This window comes from Cupriavidus neocaledonicus (assembly GCF_000372525.1).
In the GTDB taxonomy this organism is placed as follows: Bacteria; Pseudomonadota; Gammaproteobacteria; order Burkholderiales; family Burkholderiaceae; genus Cupriavidus; species Cupriavidus neocaledonicus.
On sequence record NZ_AQUR01000063.1, the window covers coordinates 1 to 15,301 of the forward strand.

12 protein-coding genes and 1 pseudogene are annotated in these 15,301 nt (G+C 68.1%); 4 read left to right on the plus strand and 9 right to left on the minus strand.

Annotation, left to right across the window (positions count from 1 at the left end; translation table 11 throughout):
* From A3AG_RS0102005 to A3AG_RS0102025, 5 genes and pseudogenes are all read right to left on the minus strand, one after another.
* Positions 1–201, minus strand: a pseudogene (locus A3AG_RS0102005) (ISL3 family transposase); the annotation flags it as partial.
* 126 nt (positions 202–327) lie between these two features.
* The gene (folE2, locus tag A3AG_RS0102010; RefSeq protein WP_018003863.1) at positions 328–1,131 is read right to left on the minus strand and encodes a GTP cyclohydrolase FolE2; all 804 of its coding nucleotides are present in this window, start codon (positions 1,129–1,131) and stop codon (positions 328–330) included.
* A gap of 209 nt (positions 1,132–1,340) precedes the next feature.
* Positions 1,341–3,257: a 1-deoxy-D-xylulose-5-phosphate synthase gene (gene dxs, locus A3AG_RS0102015; protein WP_018003864.1), complete on the minus strand. Its 1,917-nt coding sequence runs from the start codon at positions 3,255–3,257 to the stop codon at positions 1,341–1,343.
* Positions 3,258–3,281: 24 nt separating this feature from the next.
* The gene (locus A3AG_RS0102020; protein ID WP_018003865.1) at positions 3,282–4,166 is read right to left on the minus strand and encodes a polyprenyl synthetase family protein; all 885 of its coding nucleotides are present in this window, start codon (positions 4,164–4,166) and stop codon (positions 3,282–3,284) included.
* Complete coding sequence (locus A3AG_RS0102025; protein ID WP_018003866.1) at positions 4,163–4,468, minus strand: exodeoxyribonuclease VII small subunit; 306 nt, start codon at positions 4,466–4,468, stop codon at positions 4,163–4,165. The genes A3AG_RS0102020 and A3AG_RS0102025 overlap by 4 nt, the downstream gene beginning before the upstream one ends.
* Before the next feature lie 377 nt (positions 4,469–4,845).
* On the opposite strand from A3AG_RS0102025, the gene A3AG_RS0102030 reads away from it, so the two are divergent.
* The 3 genes from A3AG_RS0102030 (at position 4,846) to A3AG_RS0102040 (ending at position 7,977) form a co-directional block, all read left to right on the plus strand.
* A complete protein-coding gene (locus A3AG_RS0102030) occupies positions 4,846–5,949 on the plus strand; it encodes an aromatic ring-hydroxylating oxygenase subunit alpha (RefSeq protein ID WP_018003867.1) in 1,104 nt (367 codons plus the stop codon).
* A gap of 191 nt (positions 5,950–6,140) precedes the next feature.
* Entirely contained in the window at positions 6,141–7,064 is a 924-nt protein-coding gene (locus A3AG_RS0102035; protein WP_018003868.1) for a DMT family transporter, read from the plus strand.
* A gap of 55 nt (positions 7,065–7,119) precedes the next feature.
* Positions 7,120–7,977, plus strand: a complete 858-nt coding sequence (locus A3AG_RS0102040; RefSeq protein ID WP_018003869.1) for a sulfurtransferase — start codon at positions 7,120–7,122, stop codon at positions 7,975–7,977.
* A gap of 5 nt (positions 7,978–7,982) precedes the next feature.
* Here the strand turns inward: A3AG_RS0102040 and A3AG_RS0102045 are convergent, their stop codons facing one another.
* The 4 genes from A3AG_RS0102045 to polA all read right to left on the minus strand — a co-directional run bounded on the left by A3AG_RS0102045 (position 7,983) and on the right by polA (position 14,333).
* Complete coding sequence (locus A3AG_RS0102045; RefSeq protein WP_018003870.1) at positions 7,983–8,879, minus strand: ZIP family metal transporter; 897 nt, start codon at positions 8,877–8,879, stop codon at positions 7,983–7,985.
* Between the two features lie 118 nt (positions 8,880–8,997).
* Positions 8,998–9,876 carry a dienelactone hydrolase family protein gene (locus tag A3AG_RS0102050; protein ID WP_018003871.1) on the minus strand — a complete coding sequence of 293 codons (879 nt, stop codon included), beginning with the start codon at positions 9,874–9,876 and terminating at the stop codon, positions 8,998–9,000.
* A 132-nt stretch (positions 9,877–10,008) separates the two neighbouring features.
* The gene (locus A3AG_RS0102055) at positions 10,009–11,334 is read right to left on the minus strand and encodes an NAD(P)/FAD-dependent oxidoreductase (RefSeq protein ID WP_018003872.1); all 1,326 of its coding nucleotides are present in this window, start codon (positions 11,332–11,334) and stop codon (positions 10,009–10,011) included.
* Positions 11,335–11,513: 179 nt separating this feature from the next.
* Positions 11,514–14,333, minus strand: coding sequence for a DNA polymerase I (gene polA, locus A3AG_RS0102060; protein WP_018003873.1), 2,820 nt, complete (start codon positions 14,331–14,333; stop codon positions 11,514–11,516).
* A 4-nt stretch (positions 14,334–14,337) separates the two neighbouring features.
* On the opposite strand from polA, the gene A3AG_RS31235 reads away from it, so the two are divergent.
* Positions 14,338–15,285: an LOG family protein gene (locus A3AG_RS31235; protein WP_012353484.1), complete on the plus strand. Its 948-nt coding sequence runs from the start codon at positions 14,338–14,340 to the stop codon at positions 15,283–15,285.
* Positions 15,286–15,301 lie beyond the last annotated feature (16 nt).

The window sequence follows — 15,301 nt, forward strand, 5'->3', positions numbered from 1 at the left end:
CAGCGGAAGATCCCGCACGCGCCGCACCACCGTCTCATGGACCTGCCGACACTTCGATCCGCATTCCTCGCAGTACATTACCTTGCTGACCGGCTTCAGGTACAGCGCCAGCGTACGGCTTTCCCCTTCTGGCCATACCACCAGATCCAGCTTGTAGCCATCCCAGCAGCCCAACGCCTGCAGCGTCTTCCGATCCAGCATCCCGTTCCCTATGACCGTCTTAACGGCCATTAGGATACGGAATGTGGCAAATCAGGCCCCGGAATTCTTCGAAGAACCAAAAAAAAGCCACCTTTGGTGGCTTTTTTTCTTACCGCGACAACCCCATCAATCGACGCGCTTGTCCCGCTCGATCACCGCATACGCGCTGTGGTTGTGGATCGACTCGAAGTTCTCCGCCTCCAGCACATAGGCCACGATGCGCTCGTCCGCATTGAGACGCATGGCGATGTCGCGCACCAGGTCCTCGACGAACTTGGGATTCTCGTAGGCACGTTCGGTGACGAACTTTTCGTCGGGCCGCTTGAGCAGCCCCCACAGTTCGCACGACGCCTCTTCCTCGGCCATGCGCACCAGCGCTTCGACCGGCAGCTCGCCGGCCAGCTCGACGTTCATGGTGATATGCGAGCGCTGGTTGTGCGCGCCGTACTGCGAGATCTTCTTCGAGCACGGGCACAGGCTGGTCACCGGCACCAGCGCCTTCAGGAACACCCGCGTGGCGCCGTTGCGCACTTCGCCGGTCAGCGTGACCTCGTAGTCCAGCAGCGACTCCACGCCCGACACCGGCGCGACCTTGCTGATGAAGTACGGGAACGTGACCTCGATGCGGCCGGCCTCGGCTTCGAGCTTCTCCAGCATCTTGTCCAGCATCAGCCGGAAGCTGGCCAGCTCCAGCGGCGCGCGCTCTTCTTCCAGCAGCGCGACGAAGCGCGACATATGCGTGCCCTTCTGCTCGGCGGGCAGGTGCACGTCGAGGTTGAAGGTGCCGACGGTCGGCACGATGCCGGTCGGGGTTTTCAGGGTCACGGGATAGCGCACGCCCTTCACGCCGACACGCTGGATCGGAATCTGGCGGGTGTCGGGGCTCGACTGGACGTCGGGCATCACGAAGGCGGGGTGGATGTCATTCATCTACGGTTTCCTCCAGGGTTGCGCAGTCGGGCGCAAGCCCTTACGGTCGCGGCATTTTCGCAGTTCCTCCATGCCGCGCAACGAGTGTGAAACCACGGGACCCGGCACTGGCGTGCCGACCCGCAGCTGCGAACACAAAAATCGGAGTGTAAGGGAATTCGGACGCACCCGTGGCGCGACGGCCCGAATCCCCTCGGGATGGCAGGTGATCAGGCCACGCGCGAGGCGACCGTGACCTGCGGCTGGTCGAGCCCGAAACGCTCGCGCACCGAGCGCTCGATGCCGGCCGCGTCGAGGCCGCATTGCTGCAGCAGGAAGGCCGGGTCGCCATGGTCGACGAAGCGGTCGGGCAGGCCCAGCGTCAGCACCGGCTTGTCGACGCCGGCCTCGGCCAGGGCCTCGAGCACGGCGCTGCCGGCGCCGCCCATCACGCTGCCCTCTTCCACTGTCACCAGGTAGTCATGGTCGGCGGCCAGGCGCCGCACCAGCGCCACGTCGAGCGGCTTGACGAAGCGCATGTCGGCCACGGTGGCGTCCAGCGCCTGCGCCGCGCCCAGCGCCGGCTGCACCATCGAGCCGAACGCCAGCATGGCGACGCGATGCCCGGCGCGCGCGCCGCCCTCGCGGCGCACCACGCCCTTGCCCACCGGCACCGGCGCCAGGTCGGCGGCGATCGCCGCGCCCGGGCCGGAACCTCGCGGATAGCGCACCGCGCTCGGGCCGTCCTGCTGGAACGCCGTGGTCAGCAACTGGCGGCACTCGTTCTCGTCGGACGGCGTCATCACCATCATGTTGGGGATGCAGCGCAGGTAGGCGATATCGTAGGCGCCCGCGTGCGTCGCGCCGTCGGCGCCGACCAGGCCGGCGCGGTCCAGCGCGAACACCACCGGCAGGTTCTGCAGCGCCACGTCGTGGATCAGCTGGTCGTAGCCGCGCTGCAGGAAGGTCGAGTAGATCGCCACCACCGGCTTCAGGCCCTCGCACGCCAGGCCGCCGGCGAAGGTCACCGCATGCTGCTCGGCGATGCCGACGTCGTAGTAGCGGTCGGGGAAGCGCTGCTCGAACTCGACCATGCCCGAGCCTTCCCGCATCGCCGGCGTGATGCCGACCAGGCGCTTGTCGGCCGCGGCCATGTCGCACAGCCAGTCGCCGAACACCTGGGTGTAGGTCTTGCGCGCAGGCTTGGCGGCCGGGCGGATGCCTTCGGCCGGATTGAACTTGCCGGGGCCGTGGTAGAGGATCGGGTCGGCCTCGGCCAGCTTGTAGCCCTGACCCTTCTTGGTGACCACGTGCAGGAACTGCGGGCCGCCGCCTTCGAGCGCGCGCTCGCGGATGTTCTGCAGCGTCGGCACCAGCGAATTCAGGTCGTGGCCGTCGATCGGGCCGATGTAGTTGAAGCCGAATTCCTCGAACAGCGTGGCCGGCACCATCATGCCCTTGGCATGCTCCTCGAAGCGCTTGGCGAACTCCAGCACCGGCGGCGCCACCGACAGCACCTTCTCGATGCCCTTCTTGGTGGCGGCGTAGAACTGGCCGCTCAGCAGCCGTGCCAGGTGGCGGTTGAGCGCGCCCACCGGCGGCGAGATCGACATGTCGTTGTCGTTGAGCACCACCACCAGCGGCAGGTCCTTGTAGACCCCGGCGTTGTTGAGCGCCTCGAAGGCCATGCCCGCGGTCATCGCGCCGTCGCCGATCACCGCCACCGAGACCCGCTTCTGGCCCTGCGTGCGCGCGCCCAGCGCCATGCCCAGCGCGGCCGAGATCGAGGTCGACGAATGCGCGGTGCCGAAGGTGTCGTATTCGCTCTCGCTGCGGCGCGGGAAGCCCGAGATGCCGCCCCACTGGCGCAGCGTGCGCATGCGTTCGCGGCGCCCGGTCAGGATCTTGTGCGGATAGCTCTGGTGGCCCACGTCCCACACCAGCCGGTCGTCGGGGGTGTTGAAGACATAGTGCAGCGCGATGGTCAGTTCGACCGTGCCCAGGTTGGACGACAGGTGGCCGCCCGTCTGCGAGACCGACTCCAGCACGTAGGCGCGCAGTTCGTCGGCCAGGGTCTGGAGCTCGCGCCGGTCGAGCTTGCGCAGGTCCGCGGGGGCGTCAATCTTGTTGAGGAGTGCGTAGGTCATGATGTCCGTTCGGCCGGCTCTAGTTTAATGCGTGCGCAGCACGATCAGGTCCGCCAGGTCGCGCAGGCGCGCGGCGCGCTCGCCGAAGCCGGCCAGCGCCTCGTACGCCTCGGCGCGCAGCGACCCGGCCAGTTCGCGGGCCGCGTCCAGCCCCAGCAGCGACACGTAGGTCGGCTTGTCGTGGGCGGCGTCCTTGCCGGCGGTCTTGCCCAGCGTCGCGGTATCGGCAGTGACGTCCAGAATATCGTCTACGACCTGGAACGCCAATCCCACCGCCGCCGCGTAGCGGTCCAGCGCGGCCAGGCCAGTGGCATCGATCTCGCCGCACAGCGCGCCCATGCGGACGCTGGCGCGCAGCAGCGCGCCGGTCTTCATGCGGTGCATGGCCTCGAGCGCGTCACGCGTCATGGCGCGGCCCACGTTCTGCAGGTCGATCGCCTGGCCGCCGGCCATGCCGGCCGAGCCCGACGCCCGCGCCAGTTCCGCCACCAGCTGCAGCCGCACCGCGGGCGCGATCGGCCCGGCCTCCGCCAGCACGATGAAGGCCTGGGTCTGCAGCGCATCGCCGACCAGCAGCGCGGTGGCCTCGTCATAGGCCTTGTGCACGGTCGGGCGGCCGCGGCGCAGGTCGTCGTCGTCCATGCACGGCATGTCGTCGTGGACCAGCGAGTAGGCGTGGATCATCTCCACCGCGCAGGCGGCCGCGTCGCAGGCCGCCGGCGCCGCGCCGCTGACCTCGCCGGCGGCATGGACCAGCAGCGGGCGCACGCGCTTGCCGCCGCCCAGCGCAGCATAGCGCATCGCTTCATGCAGCGTATGCGGCACCGTGCCGGCGTCGGGCAGCGCGGCCTGCAGGGCGGCCTCGGTGCGGGCGCCCTGCGCCTGCATCCATTGTGCGAAGTCGCTCATGCCTCGTCCGTCCCCGGTGCGCCATTGGCACCGTTGGCCTCGCCCGCCAGCGGCCTGAGCGCGTCGCCCTCCAGCACCCGCACCTGCTGCTCCACCCGCTCCAGCTTCTGCTGGCAGTAGCGCACCAGCTCGGCGCCGCGGCGGTATGCCGCCAGCGAGGCCTCGAGCGGCAGCTCGCCGCTTTCCATGCTGGCCACCAGCGTCTCCAGTTCGGCCATCGCCGCCTCGTAGGAGGCGGGCGGCGCCGAGGCGGCGTCGGCGGGGTTGTCGGTCTGGACCGGAGCGGTCGTCGTTGTTGGCATATCAGGCCCTGGGATCTGGAACCGGGGGAAACCCGGATGGGGAAGCCCGGATTTTACGCCAAAGCGCGCGCCTGCCCCCATCTTGCAGGGGGATACGGTGCCCCGATCGGGTGCTTCCGCTGCGGAAGTGACTTGTGCGCTCGGGTCGTCTTTCCGAATGCGGCCGGTACGGCACCCCGATGACGACCCGGGTCGACTTTTTCGCTAAAAAGGCAAAAAAATCAGTCCCTTAACTTTTCGGGTCGGGTACAATCTTTCGTTCGCCGCCAGGGGTTGCAAGTGCATCCTCGCCGGGCGGTCAGTCTTTCCCAAATCGATTCCATTTTCGATGGTTGGGTTGTTCACTGCTTTCACCTGTTCATCTGGGAGTGGGGATAATGTCCAATCTCAGCACCGCGCTCAACCTGGCGCCGGCTGATTCGCAACTGCCCGTCGGCGTCTACTTCGACGAAGCGCTGCATCAACAAGAACTCGAACTGCTGTTCAGCAATGGCCCGGGCTATGTCGGCCACGAACTGATGGTCCCGGAGACCGGCGACTACCACACGCTCAAGGCCGAGGACGAAGGCCGCATGCTGGTGCGCAACGCCGCCGGCGTCGAGCTGATGTCCAACGTCTGCCGCCACCGCCAGGCCATCATGCTGAACGGCCGCGGCAACCAGCAGAACATCGTCTGCCCCCTGCACCGCTGGACCTACAACCTCAAGGGCGAACTGCTCGGCGCGCCGCATTTCGAGCAGCAACCCTGCCTGCACCTGAAGCGCTCGCCGCTGCAGAACTGGAACGGCCTGCTGTTCGAGGGCCCGCGCGACGTGCGCGCCGACCTGGCGCGGCTGGGCGTGGCGCAGGACCTGAACTTCGACGGCTACATGCTCGACCATGTCGAGGTGCACGAGTGCGACTACAACTGGAAGACCTTCATCGAGGTCTACCTCGAGGACTACCACGTGGTGCCGTTTCACCCGGGTCTGGGCAGCTTCGTCTCGTGCGACGACCTCAAGTGGGAATTCGGCGAATGGCACAGCGTGCAGACCGTGGGCCTGCACGCCGGCCTGAAGCGCCCCGGCAGCCCGACGTACCAGAAATGGCACGACGCGGTGCTGCGCTTCAATGATGGCGTGCTGCCCAAGCACGGCGCGATCTGGCTGACCTACTACCCCAACATCATGGTGGAGTGGTACCCGAACGTGCTGGTGATCTCGACGCTGCACCCGCTCGGCCCGCGCAAGACCCGCAATGTGGTGGAGTTCTACTACCCCGAGGAAATCGCGCTGTTCGAGCGCGAGTTCGTCGAGGCCGAGCGCGCCGCCTACATGGAAACCTGCATCGAGGACGACGAGATCGCCGAGCGCATGGATGCCGGCCGCCTGGCGCTGCTCAAGCGCGGCACCAGCGAGGTCGGCCCGTACCAGTCGCCGATGGAAGACGGCATGCAGCACTTCCACGAGTGGTACCGCCGCGCCATGGCCTACGCGGGCTAGCCGGCCACGTCGGCAGTGCGATCAACGCACAACGCAAGCTCTGAACGGACCGCCTCGGCGGTCCGTTTTGCTTTGGCTGGCGATGTGCGCTGCTAGAATCATTGGCCGGCGCGATCGGCGCGGGGCCGCAGAGCCCCGCTCGCGCACCGGCCTCCTCTCCTTCGCTCCTGCCCGCTTCACGCGCCCTCGCCATGCAATCGCTCTGGATGCTGTTCGCCGCCTTCGCCTTTTCGCTGATGGGGGTTGGCGTCAAGCTGGCGTCCGACCTGTACACCACCGGCGAGATCGTGTTCTACCGCGGCCTGATCAGCGTGGTGATCATGTGGGTGCTGCTGTCCTCGCGCGGGGTCTCGGTGCGCACCCCGTACATGCTGTCGCATATCAAGCGCAGCGTGTTCGGCGTGACTTCGCTGATGCTGTGGTTCACCTCGATCTCGCTGCTGCCGCTGGCCACCGCGATGACGCTGAACTACATGTCGCCGGTGTGGATCGCGCTGATCCTGGGCGCCAGCGCGGCGCTGGCCGGCACCGGCGGCAATGCCGACCGCCGCCTGGTGCTGGCCATCCTGCTGTCGTTTGCCGGGGTGATCTGCCTGCTGCAGCCGTCGGTGGGCAAGGACCAGCTGACCGGCGGCCTGGTCGGGCTGATCTCGGGCATCTTTACCGCACTGGCCTATGTCGAGGTGCGCCAGCTCGGCCAGCTGGGCGAGCCCGAAGGCCGCATCGTGTTCTATTTCTCGCTGGTCGGCATGATCGCCGGGCTGGTGTGGATGCTGCTGGGCGGCACCAGCCCGCATACCTGGTATGGCGCCGGCCTGCTGCTGGCGATCGGCATCCTGGCCACGCTCGGCCAGACCGCGATGACCCGCGCCTACAAGCGCGGCAACACCCTGCTGACCGCCAACCTGCAATACGCCGGCATCGTCTTCTCCAGCGTGTGGGGCATGCTGATCTGGTCGGATCGCCTGAACTGGCTGTCGTGGCTGGGCATGGCGCTGATCATCGCCAGTGGCATCGCCACCACGCTGATGCGCGCGCGCCAGGGCACCGACGCCAAGCCCACGCCGGCCACGCCGGTCAAGTCGCCGGAGGCGGAAGTGCACCCCGAGGTGTAGCATTCGGTAAGCCCGACCGCCCTGGATTTTTCCCTCCGTTCGCTACAGGATTCCCATGCAGAAACCGCTGATTTCCGTCACCGCGCTGCAGTCTCTGCTGGCCGGCCCCGGCCGCTGCGTCGTGATCGACTGCAGCTTCGACCTGGCCGACCCCGCCGCCGGCCGCGAGACCTACCGCACCGGTCACCTGCCAGGCGCCTTCTACCTGCACCTGGACAACGAGCTGTCCGGCCCCAAGACCGGGCGCAACGGCCGCCATCCGCTGCCGGACGCCGACGACCTGGTCGCGCGCCTGCAGGCACTCGGCATCGACGACGACACCCCGGTGGTCGCCTACGACGCCCAGAGCGGCATGTTCGCCGCGCGGCTGTGGTGGCTGCTGCGCTGGATCGGCCACGACGCCGTGGCCGTGCTCGACGGCGGCAAGGACGCCTGGGTCAAGGCCGGCCTGCCGCTGGAGCACGATGCCGCGGCAGAGCCCGAGTTTCCGGGCAAGCTTCGCCGCGGCAAGTCGCTGGTGCCGACCGTCGATGCGGACACACTGGTCGACAATCTCGGCCAGGGCCGGCTGCTGGTGGTCGATGCGCGCGCTCCCGATCGCTTCCGCGGCGAGAACGAAACCCTGGATCCGGTCGGCGGCCATATCCCGGGCGCGGTCAACCGCTTCTTCAAGCACAACCTGGATGCGGAAGGCCGCTTCAAGCCCGCCGAGACCCTGCGCGCCGAATTCGGCGCGGTGCTGGGCACGCATGCCGCCTCACAGGCGGTGATGCAGTGCGGCTCGGGCGTGACCGCGTGTCACAACCTGCTGGCGCTTGAAGCCGCGGGCCTCGGCGGCGCGGCGCTGTATCCGGGATCGTGGAGCGAATGGTGCGCCGACCCGGCGCGTCCGGTTGCCACCGGGGCGGCCTGAGCCGGCTAGCGTGACGACGCGACGGGCGCGGCGTGACTGTGCCCGTCGTGGCCGTGCCCGACCTGGCTGTGCCGCTCGTGCACGCCATTGGTGATGAAGACGATGGCCGAGATCCCGGCGGCGACCAGCACCACCTGGATCGCCGATTCGCGCCAGCGCGGCTTGCGCTGCATCTGCGGCATCAGGTCGCTGACGGCGATATAGATAAAGCTGCTGGCGGCGATCACCAGCACGTAGGGGATCCACCCGCTCAGCTGGTCGAGCAGGAAATACCCCACCACACCGCCGGCAATCGCCGCCAGGCTCGACAGCAGGTTGAAGGCAAAGGCGCGCGCCTTGGAGAAGCCGGCATTGAGCAGCACGATAAAGTCGCCCACTTCCTGCGGGATCTCGTGCGCCGCGATCGCCAGCGCGGTGACCACGCCGATATGCGGGTCGGCCAGGAACGCCGCCGCGATCACGATGCCGTCGGCGAAGTTGTGGAAGGTGTCGCCGACCAGGATGGTCAGGCCGCTGCGGCCGGCTTCCTCGCGGTCATGGCCGTGGTGGTGGTGGTGCCCGTCGCCCTCGTGATGGTGCGAATGGCGCAGCAACGAGAGCTTTTCCAGCAGGAAGAAACCCAGCAGCCCCGCCAGCAAGGTGCCGAACAGCGCGCGCGGATCGGCGCCGGACTCGAACGCCTCGGGCAGTGAATGCAGCAGCGCGGTGGCCAGCAGCACGCCCACCGAGAAGCTCACCATGCGCTCGACCACGCGCGACGCCACCGTCAGCGACAGCAGCGCCGCCCCGAAGATGCTGCCCACCCCCGAGATCGTGGCGGCGAGCAGGATATACAAAAGCGTCGAATGGATGATGGGCTCCCGGGGTGGCGGTGCCGGGCGGCCCCGCCGTTCCGCCCGCATCGCGCCGGGCGGCAAACGCAACAATGTTGCAATAACTCAAAGGCCGCATTGTACGTATCCGCCGGGACTTTGCAATCCTGCCGTCGGCCGCCTCCACGGGCGGGGGCCGCCTGCCAGGTCAGGCGACGCCGTACTGCCTGAACCAGTCCACGCACTTCTGCCAGCCGTCCCTGGCATCGGCCTCGCGGTAGCTGGGCCGGTAGTCCGCATGGAAGGCGTGGCCGGATTCGGGGTAGACGATAAAGCGCGAGCGTTTGGCGTCCGGATCGGACGACGTCGCCAGCGCGGCCTTCATCCGGTCCACCTGCTCCAGCGGGATGCCGGTGTCCTTGCCGCCGTACAGGCCCAGGACCGGCGCATGGAGCTGGCTGACCAGGTCAATGGGATTCTTCGGCTTGATCGGCGTCGGCTCGGGCGCCAGCTGGCCGTACCAGGCCACGCCCGCCTTCAGGCGCTGGCTGTGCGCGGCGTAGAGCCAGGTCATGCGGCCGCCCCAGCAAAAGCCGGTAATGGCCAGGCGCGAGACATCGCCGCCATTGGCGCCGGCCCAGGCCACGGCCGCATCGAGGTCGCCCATTACCTGCGCGTCGGGCACCCTGGCGATCAGCTCGCGCTGCAGTTCCTGGATGGTGCCGAAACTCTGCGGATCGCCCTGGCGCGCGAACAGCTCGGGCGCGATCGCCAGGTAGCCCAGCTTGGCAAAGCGCCGGCACACGTCGGCGATATGCTCGTGCACGCCGAAGATCTCGCTGACCACCAGCACCACCGGCAGGTTTTTCTTTCCTTCCGGCTGGGCGCGGTAGGCCGGCATGCTGAAGCCGCCCGACGGGACGGTGACCTCGCCCGCGTTCAGGCCGGCAAAATCGGTCTTGATCGCCTGCTGCGCCATCAGCGGCAGGGCCGCGGCCGCAAAGGCGGAACCCAGCGCGGTCTTGACGAAGCCGCGGCGGTCGAAAGTCTGGCCGGGGACCAGGCTGTCCACTTCTGGTTTGAGCATGCTTGTCTCCAGGATCGTTGGTGGCTGGGCCGCCACGCGGCGCCCGCGCCCGATTTTAAGCAGACATGGAGAAAACATGGCGGCGCAGGCCGCCGGCGCCCCCACCCGCAAGCGGGGGGCCCGGGCCATGCGTCAGTGCAGCTTGACGCGCGGACTGGTCTTGCTGCGCAGCCAGTGCGAGACGGTGTCCAGCGCCATCCCGACCGCGCCGTGCAGCGCCATCACGTGCATCCGGTACAGCGAGGTGTACATGAAGCGCGCCAGCAGCCCTTCGATAAACATCGAGCCGCCGATCAGCCCGCCCATCAGGCTGCCCACCGCGCTGAAGTGTCCCAGCGACACCAGCGAGCCGAAGTCCTTGAAGGTGAACTGCGGCAGCTGCCGCCCCGCCAGCCGCGCGCACAGCGCCTCGTAGAGGAAGGTGGCCTGCTGGTGCGCGGCCTGCGCGCGCGGCGGCACCGAGGTCTGCTTTTCGGGCCACGGGCAGCTGGCGCAATCGCCAAAGGCAAAGATGTCCGGGTCGCCCTCGCTCTGCAGCGTCGGGCCGACCACGAGCTGGCCCTGGCGGCTGACCGGCAGGCCCAGGCTGGCCAGCACCGCGGGCGCGGTGATGCCGGCCGCCCATACCGTCAGGTCGGCATCGATGGTCTTGCCGCTGGCGGTCAGCACGGCCTGCGGCGTGACTTCGGTCACGCGCTCGCTGGTGAAGACGTCGACATCCAGCTTCTTCAGCAGCTTGGCGGTCTCGGCCGAGACCCGCTCGGACAGCGCCGGCAGGATGCGCGGACCGGCCTCGATCACGTGGATGCGCACGTCGCGGCGCGGATCGAGCCGGTGCAGGCCGTAGGCGCTGAGCACGTGCGCGGTGTTGCGCAGCTCCGCCGACAGTTCCACGCCGGTGGCGCCGGCGCCGATGATGGCCACGTCCACGCGCGGGCGGCCGTCCTCGCCGACGCGGCCGCGCCCGTTCTGGGCGCGCACGCAGGCCGCGATCAGCCGTTTGCGGAAGCGCTCGGCCTGGGCTACGGTGTCCAGCGCAATGGCATGCTCGGGGGCGCCCGGCACGCCGAAGAAATGCGTGACGCAGCCGATCGCCAGCACCAGCGTGTCGTACGGCAGTTCGCGCGCGGGCAGCAGCTCGGCACCGTCCTGGTCGACGCAGGCCGACACCGAGATGGTCTTGCGGCTGCGGTCGATGCCGGTCAGCTCGCCCTGCTGGAATTCGAAATGATGCCAGCGCGCCTGCGCCGCGTATTCGAGCTGGTGGGTGTTGGGATCCATGCTGCCGGCGGCGACCTCATGCAGCAGCGGCTTCCAGATATGGGTGGGCAGGCGGTCCACCAGCACCACCTGCGCCGAGCCCTTGCGGCCGAGCTTGTCGCCCAGCTTCGTTACCAGTTCCAGCCCCCCTGCTCCGCCGCCGACGACGACGATGCGGTGCGTCCTTGTTTCTGTCATGGTCTACCTGCTGCGTTTTTATAAATGCTTAGCCTGCGGCGCTTGCTGAGGCGTTTCCCACAGTCTGCTGCATTGCAGCATGACTGGCAAGCACCGCACGCCGACACAGCAGTCGCTTCATTCGATACCACCACGCAGGGGCCGCGCGCCGGCCGGGCGCCGGCGCGCGGGAACGGGCCTCAGTGCGCTTCTTCCCAGTTGGCGCCGCTGCCGACCTCGGCCACCAGCGGCACGCGCAACTCGGCCACCGTGCACATCAGCTCGGGCAGGCGCGCCTTGACCAGTTCGAGCTCGTGCTCGGGCACCTCCAGCACCAGTTCATCGTGGACCTGCATGATCTGGCGGGTCTGCAGGCCGTCGCGCTCCAGCCAGTCCTGCACCGCGATCATCGACAGCTTGATCAGGTCGGCCGCGGTGCCCTGCATCGGCGCGTTGATGGCGGCGCGCTCGGCCGCCTGGCGGCGCGGGCCGCTGCCGCCGTTGATATCGGGCAGCCACAGGCGCCGGCCGAACACGGTCTCGACATAGCCCTGCTCGCGCGCGGTCTGGCGGGTCTCTTCCATGTAATGCGCCACGCCGGGGTAGCGCATGAAGTAGCGGTCGATGTAGTGCTTGGCGGCCTCGCGCTCGATACCCAGGTTGCTGGCCAGCCCGAACGCGCTCATGCCGTAGATCAGGCCGAAGTTGATCACCTTGGCGTAGCGGCGCTGCTCGCTGCTGACGGCGTCGCGCTCGACGCCGAAGATCTCGGCGGCGGTGGCGCGGTGGATGTCCTCGCCGTTGGCGAAGGCGCGCAGCAGGTTCTCGTCGCCCGAGATATGGGCCATGATGCGCAGCTCGATCTGCGAATAGTCGGCCGACACGATCACGCTGCCCGGCTCGGCGATAAAGGCCTCGCGGATGCGGCGGCCTTCCTCGGTGCGCACCGGGATGTTCTGCAGGTTGGGCTCGGTCGACGCCAGCCGCCCGGTCACCGCGGTGGCCTGGCCGTAGCTGGTGTGCACGCGTCCGGTCTGCGGGTTGACCATCTTCGGCAGCTTGTCGGTGTAGGTGGACTTGAGCTTGGACAGGGCGCGGTAGTCCAGCAGCAGCTTGGGCAGCGGGTAGTCCTCGGCCAGCTTCTGCAGCACCTCTTCGTCGGTCGAGGGCGCGCCGCTGGCGGTCTTCTTCACCACCGGCAGCTTCATCTGGTTGAACAGGATCTCGCCGATCTGCTTGGGCGAACCCAGGTTGAACGGCTGGCCGGCGGCCTCGTAGGCCGACTGCTCCAGCGCCAGCATGCGCTGGCCCAGCTCGGCGCTCTGCGCCGCCAGGCGTTCGGCGTCGATCAGCACGCCGTTGCGCTCGACCTTCTGCAGCACCACCGAGACCGGCATCTCGATCTCTTCGTAGACCCGGCGCAGCCCCGCCGCGGCCTCGACCTGCGGGAACATCCTGCGATGCAGGCGCAGCGTCACGTCGGCGTCCTCGGCGGCGTATTCGGTGGCGCGGGCCAGGTCGATCTGGTCGAAGCCGATCTGGCTCGCGCCCTTGCCGCACACCTCTTCATAGGTGATGGTCTTCAGGTTCAGCAGGCGCTCGGCCAGGCTGTCCATGCCGTGGTTGCGGTGCGAGGCCAGCACGTAGCTCTGGAGCATGGTGTCGTGTGCAATGCCGCGCAGCCTGATGCCGTGGTTGGCGAACACATGGACGTCGTACTTCAGGTTCTGGCCGAGCTTGGGGCGGCTGGCATCCTCCAGCCAGGCGCGCATGCGCTCCAGCACCAATTCGCGCGCAAGCTGGCCGTGCTCGGGCAGGCCGGCCACGTCAGGGCCGCGGTGCGCCACCGGGATATAGCAGGCCTCGCCCGGCGCCGCCGACAGCGAGATGCCGACCAGCTGCGCCTGCATCGGATCGAGCGAGGTGGTCTCGGTATCGATCGCCACCAGCGGCGCGGATTCGATGCGCCGCAGCCAGTCTTCCAGCATGCCCGCGGTGGTGACGGTCTCGTAGCGGATCTCGGTGGGCGCCGCGTCCTCGGCCGGCGCCGCGCCGGCGTCGGCCGACGGCACCGGCGCATCGAACAGGCCGCCCTGCGCGGGCGCGCTGGCCGCGGCGCGGGCGCGGGCCTGGGCGCGCGCATCGGGCAGGCTTTCGCCGGTGGCCTCGCGCAGCCAGGTCTTGAAGCCATAGCGCTGGAAGAACGCCACCAGCTGTTCCTTGTCCTCGCCGGTCTCGCGCAGCGCGTGGAAATCGGCGACCGACTTGCTCAGGTCGCAGTCGGTCTTGACCGTCACCAGGCGGCGCGCCATCGGCAGCCATGCCAGCGTGTTGCGCAGGTTCTCGCCGACCACGCCCTTGATGCCGGGCGCGGCCGCGATCACGCCGTCGAGCGAGCCATGCTCGGCCAGCCATTTGACCGCGGTCTTGGGGCCGACCTTGGGCACGCCCGGCACGTTGTCCACCGCATCGCCGATCAGCGACAGATAGTCGATGATGCGCTCGGGCGGCACGCCGAACTTGGCCACCACGCCGGCAGGGTCGAGCACCTCGCCGCTCATGGTGTTGACCAGCGTGACCTGCTCGTTGACCAGCTGCGCCAGGTCCTTGTCGCCGGTGGATACCACCGTGCGCACGCCCTGCTCCATGGCCTGGCGCGACAATGTGCCGATCACGTCGTCGGCCTCGACGCCGTCGACCACCACGATCGGCCAGCCCAGCGCGCGCACGGCCTCGTGGATCGGCTCGATCTGGCGCGCCAGGTCCTCGGGCATCGACGGGCGGTGTTCCTTGTAGGCGGGATACAGGTCGTCGCGGAAGGTCTTGCCCTTGGCGTCGAACACGCAGGCGCTATACTCTGCCGGGTAGTCGTTGCGCAACTTGCGCAGCATGTTGATCATGCCGTAGATTGCCCCTGTGGGCAGACCCTCCCCATTCCTCAGGTCCGGCAAAGCGTGATAAGCGCGATACAGATAGCTCGATCCATCGACGAGCAAGAGTGTTTTTGGACTATCCGACATTCCCATGGACTCAAAATTGACTGGTGCCGCTGCAGGCGGTGCCTCGACCGCCCCCCTTGCTGATCCGGACGTTGCTGATATCTCCGGCGATACCGTACAACCGCCGCCGGAGGCTGCCTCCGAGCACGCCGCGGCCATTGCCGCTGCGGCCGATGCCGCCGCCGCCGGCAATCCGCCAGAAGTTGCTGCTGAAAAGGCTGCTGCGGCGGCGGCGCGCGCCAATCCGCGCAAGATGATCCCCAGCCTGCGTGCGCTGGCCGACGAAGACCGCGCAACCGCAAAGAAGGCGCGCGCCTCGTGGCAAATGTTCACGATTATGGCAGAGTTCATCGAGGCCACCGAGTACCTGTCAGAGATCCGCCCGGCGGTGTCGATCTACGGCAGCGCGCGCCTGCGCGAGGACTCTCCCTACTACCAGCGCACCATCGAGATCGCACGGCTGTTCTCGGACGCGGGCTTTGCCGTGATCTCCGGCGGCGGCCCCGGCATCATGGAAGCGGCCAACAAGGGCGCGCACGCGGGCAAGTCCGCCAGCGTCGGCCTGAACATCGAACTGCCGCACGAGCAGCAGGGCAATCCGTACCAGGACATTGCCATGCGCTTTCGCCACTTCTTCACCCGCAAGGTCACCTTCGTCAAGAATTCGGACGCCTTTATCGTGATGCCGGGCGGCTTCGGCACGCTCGACGAGCTGGCCGAGGTGCTGACGCTGGTGCAGACCGGCAAGTCGCGCTCGGTGCCGGTGATCATGTTCGGCAGCCGCTTCTGGAAGGGCCTGCTGGACTGGTTCCGCTTCACGCTGCTGCCGATGGGGCTGATCGCCGAGCACGACCTGGACCTGATGAAGATCGTCGACGAGCCGCACGAAGTGCTGGAAGCGGTCTACGACTATTACGAGCAGCGCGGCGGCGACAAGCCGATCCCGCCGAAGGAAGAGATGTTCTACCTGTAAGGCCGCGATCCGCGGT

Bases quoted from the DNA above. Each gene is read 5' to 3' on its own strand.
- A3AG_RS0102050 (WP_018003871.1), bottom strand. From the start codon at position 9,876: ATGCTCAAACCAGAAGTGGACAGCCTGGTCCCCGGCCAGACTTTCGAC.
- dxs (WP_018003864.1), bottom strand. From the start codon at position 3,257: ATGACCTACGCACTCCTCAACAAGATTGACGCCCCCGCGGACCTGCGC.
- A3AG_RS0102020 (WP_018003865.1), bottom strand. From the start codon at position 4,166: ATGAGCGACTTCGCACAATGGATGCAGGCGCAGGGCGCCCGCACCGAG.
- A3AG_RS0102045 (WP_018003870.1), bottom strand. From the start codon at position 8,879: ATGCGGGCGGAACGGCGGGGCCGCCCGGCACCGCCACCCCGGGAGCCC.
- A3AG_RS31235 (WP_012353484.1), top strand. From the start codon at position 14,338: ATGGACTCAAAATTGACTGGTGCCGCTGCAGGCGGTGCCTCGACCGCC.
- A3AG_RS0102040 (WP_018003869.1), top strand. From the start codon at position 7,120: ATGCAGAAACCGCTGATTTCCGTCACCGCGCTGCAGTCTCTGCTGGCC.
- A3AG_RS0102025 (WP_018003866.1), bottom strand. From the start codon at position 4,468: ATGCCAACAACGACGACCGCTCCGGTCCAGACCGACAACCCCGCCGAC.
- polA (WP_018003873.1), bottom strand. From the start codon at position 14,333: ATGTCGGATAGTCCAAAAACACTCTTGCTCGTCGATGGATCGAGCTAT.
- A3AG_RS0102030 (WP_018003867.1), top strand. From the start codon at position 4,846: ATGTCCAATCTCAGCACCGCGCTCAACCTGGCGCCGGCTGATTCGCAA.
- folE2 (WP_018003863.1), bottom strand. From the start codon at position 1,131: ATGAATGACATCCACCCCGCCTTCGTGATGCCCGACGTCCAGTCGAGC.
- A3AG_RS0102035 (WP_018003868.1), top strand. From the start codon at position 6,141: ATGCAATCGCTCTGGATGCTGTTCGCCGCCTTCGCCTTTTCGCTGATG.
- A3AG_RS0102055 (WP_018003872.1), bottom strand. From the start codon at position 11,334: ATGACAGAAACAAGGACGCACCGCATCGTCGTCGTCGGCGGCGGAGCA.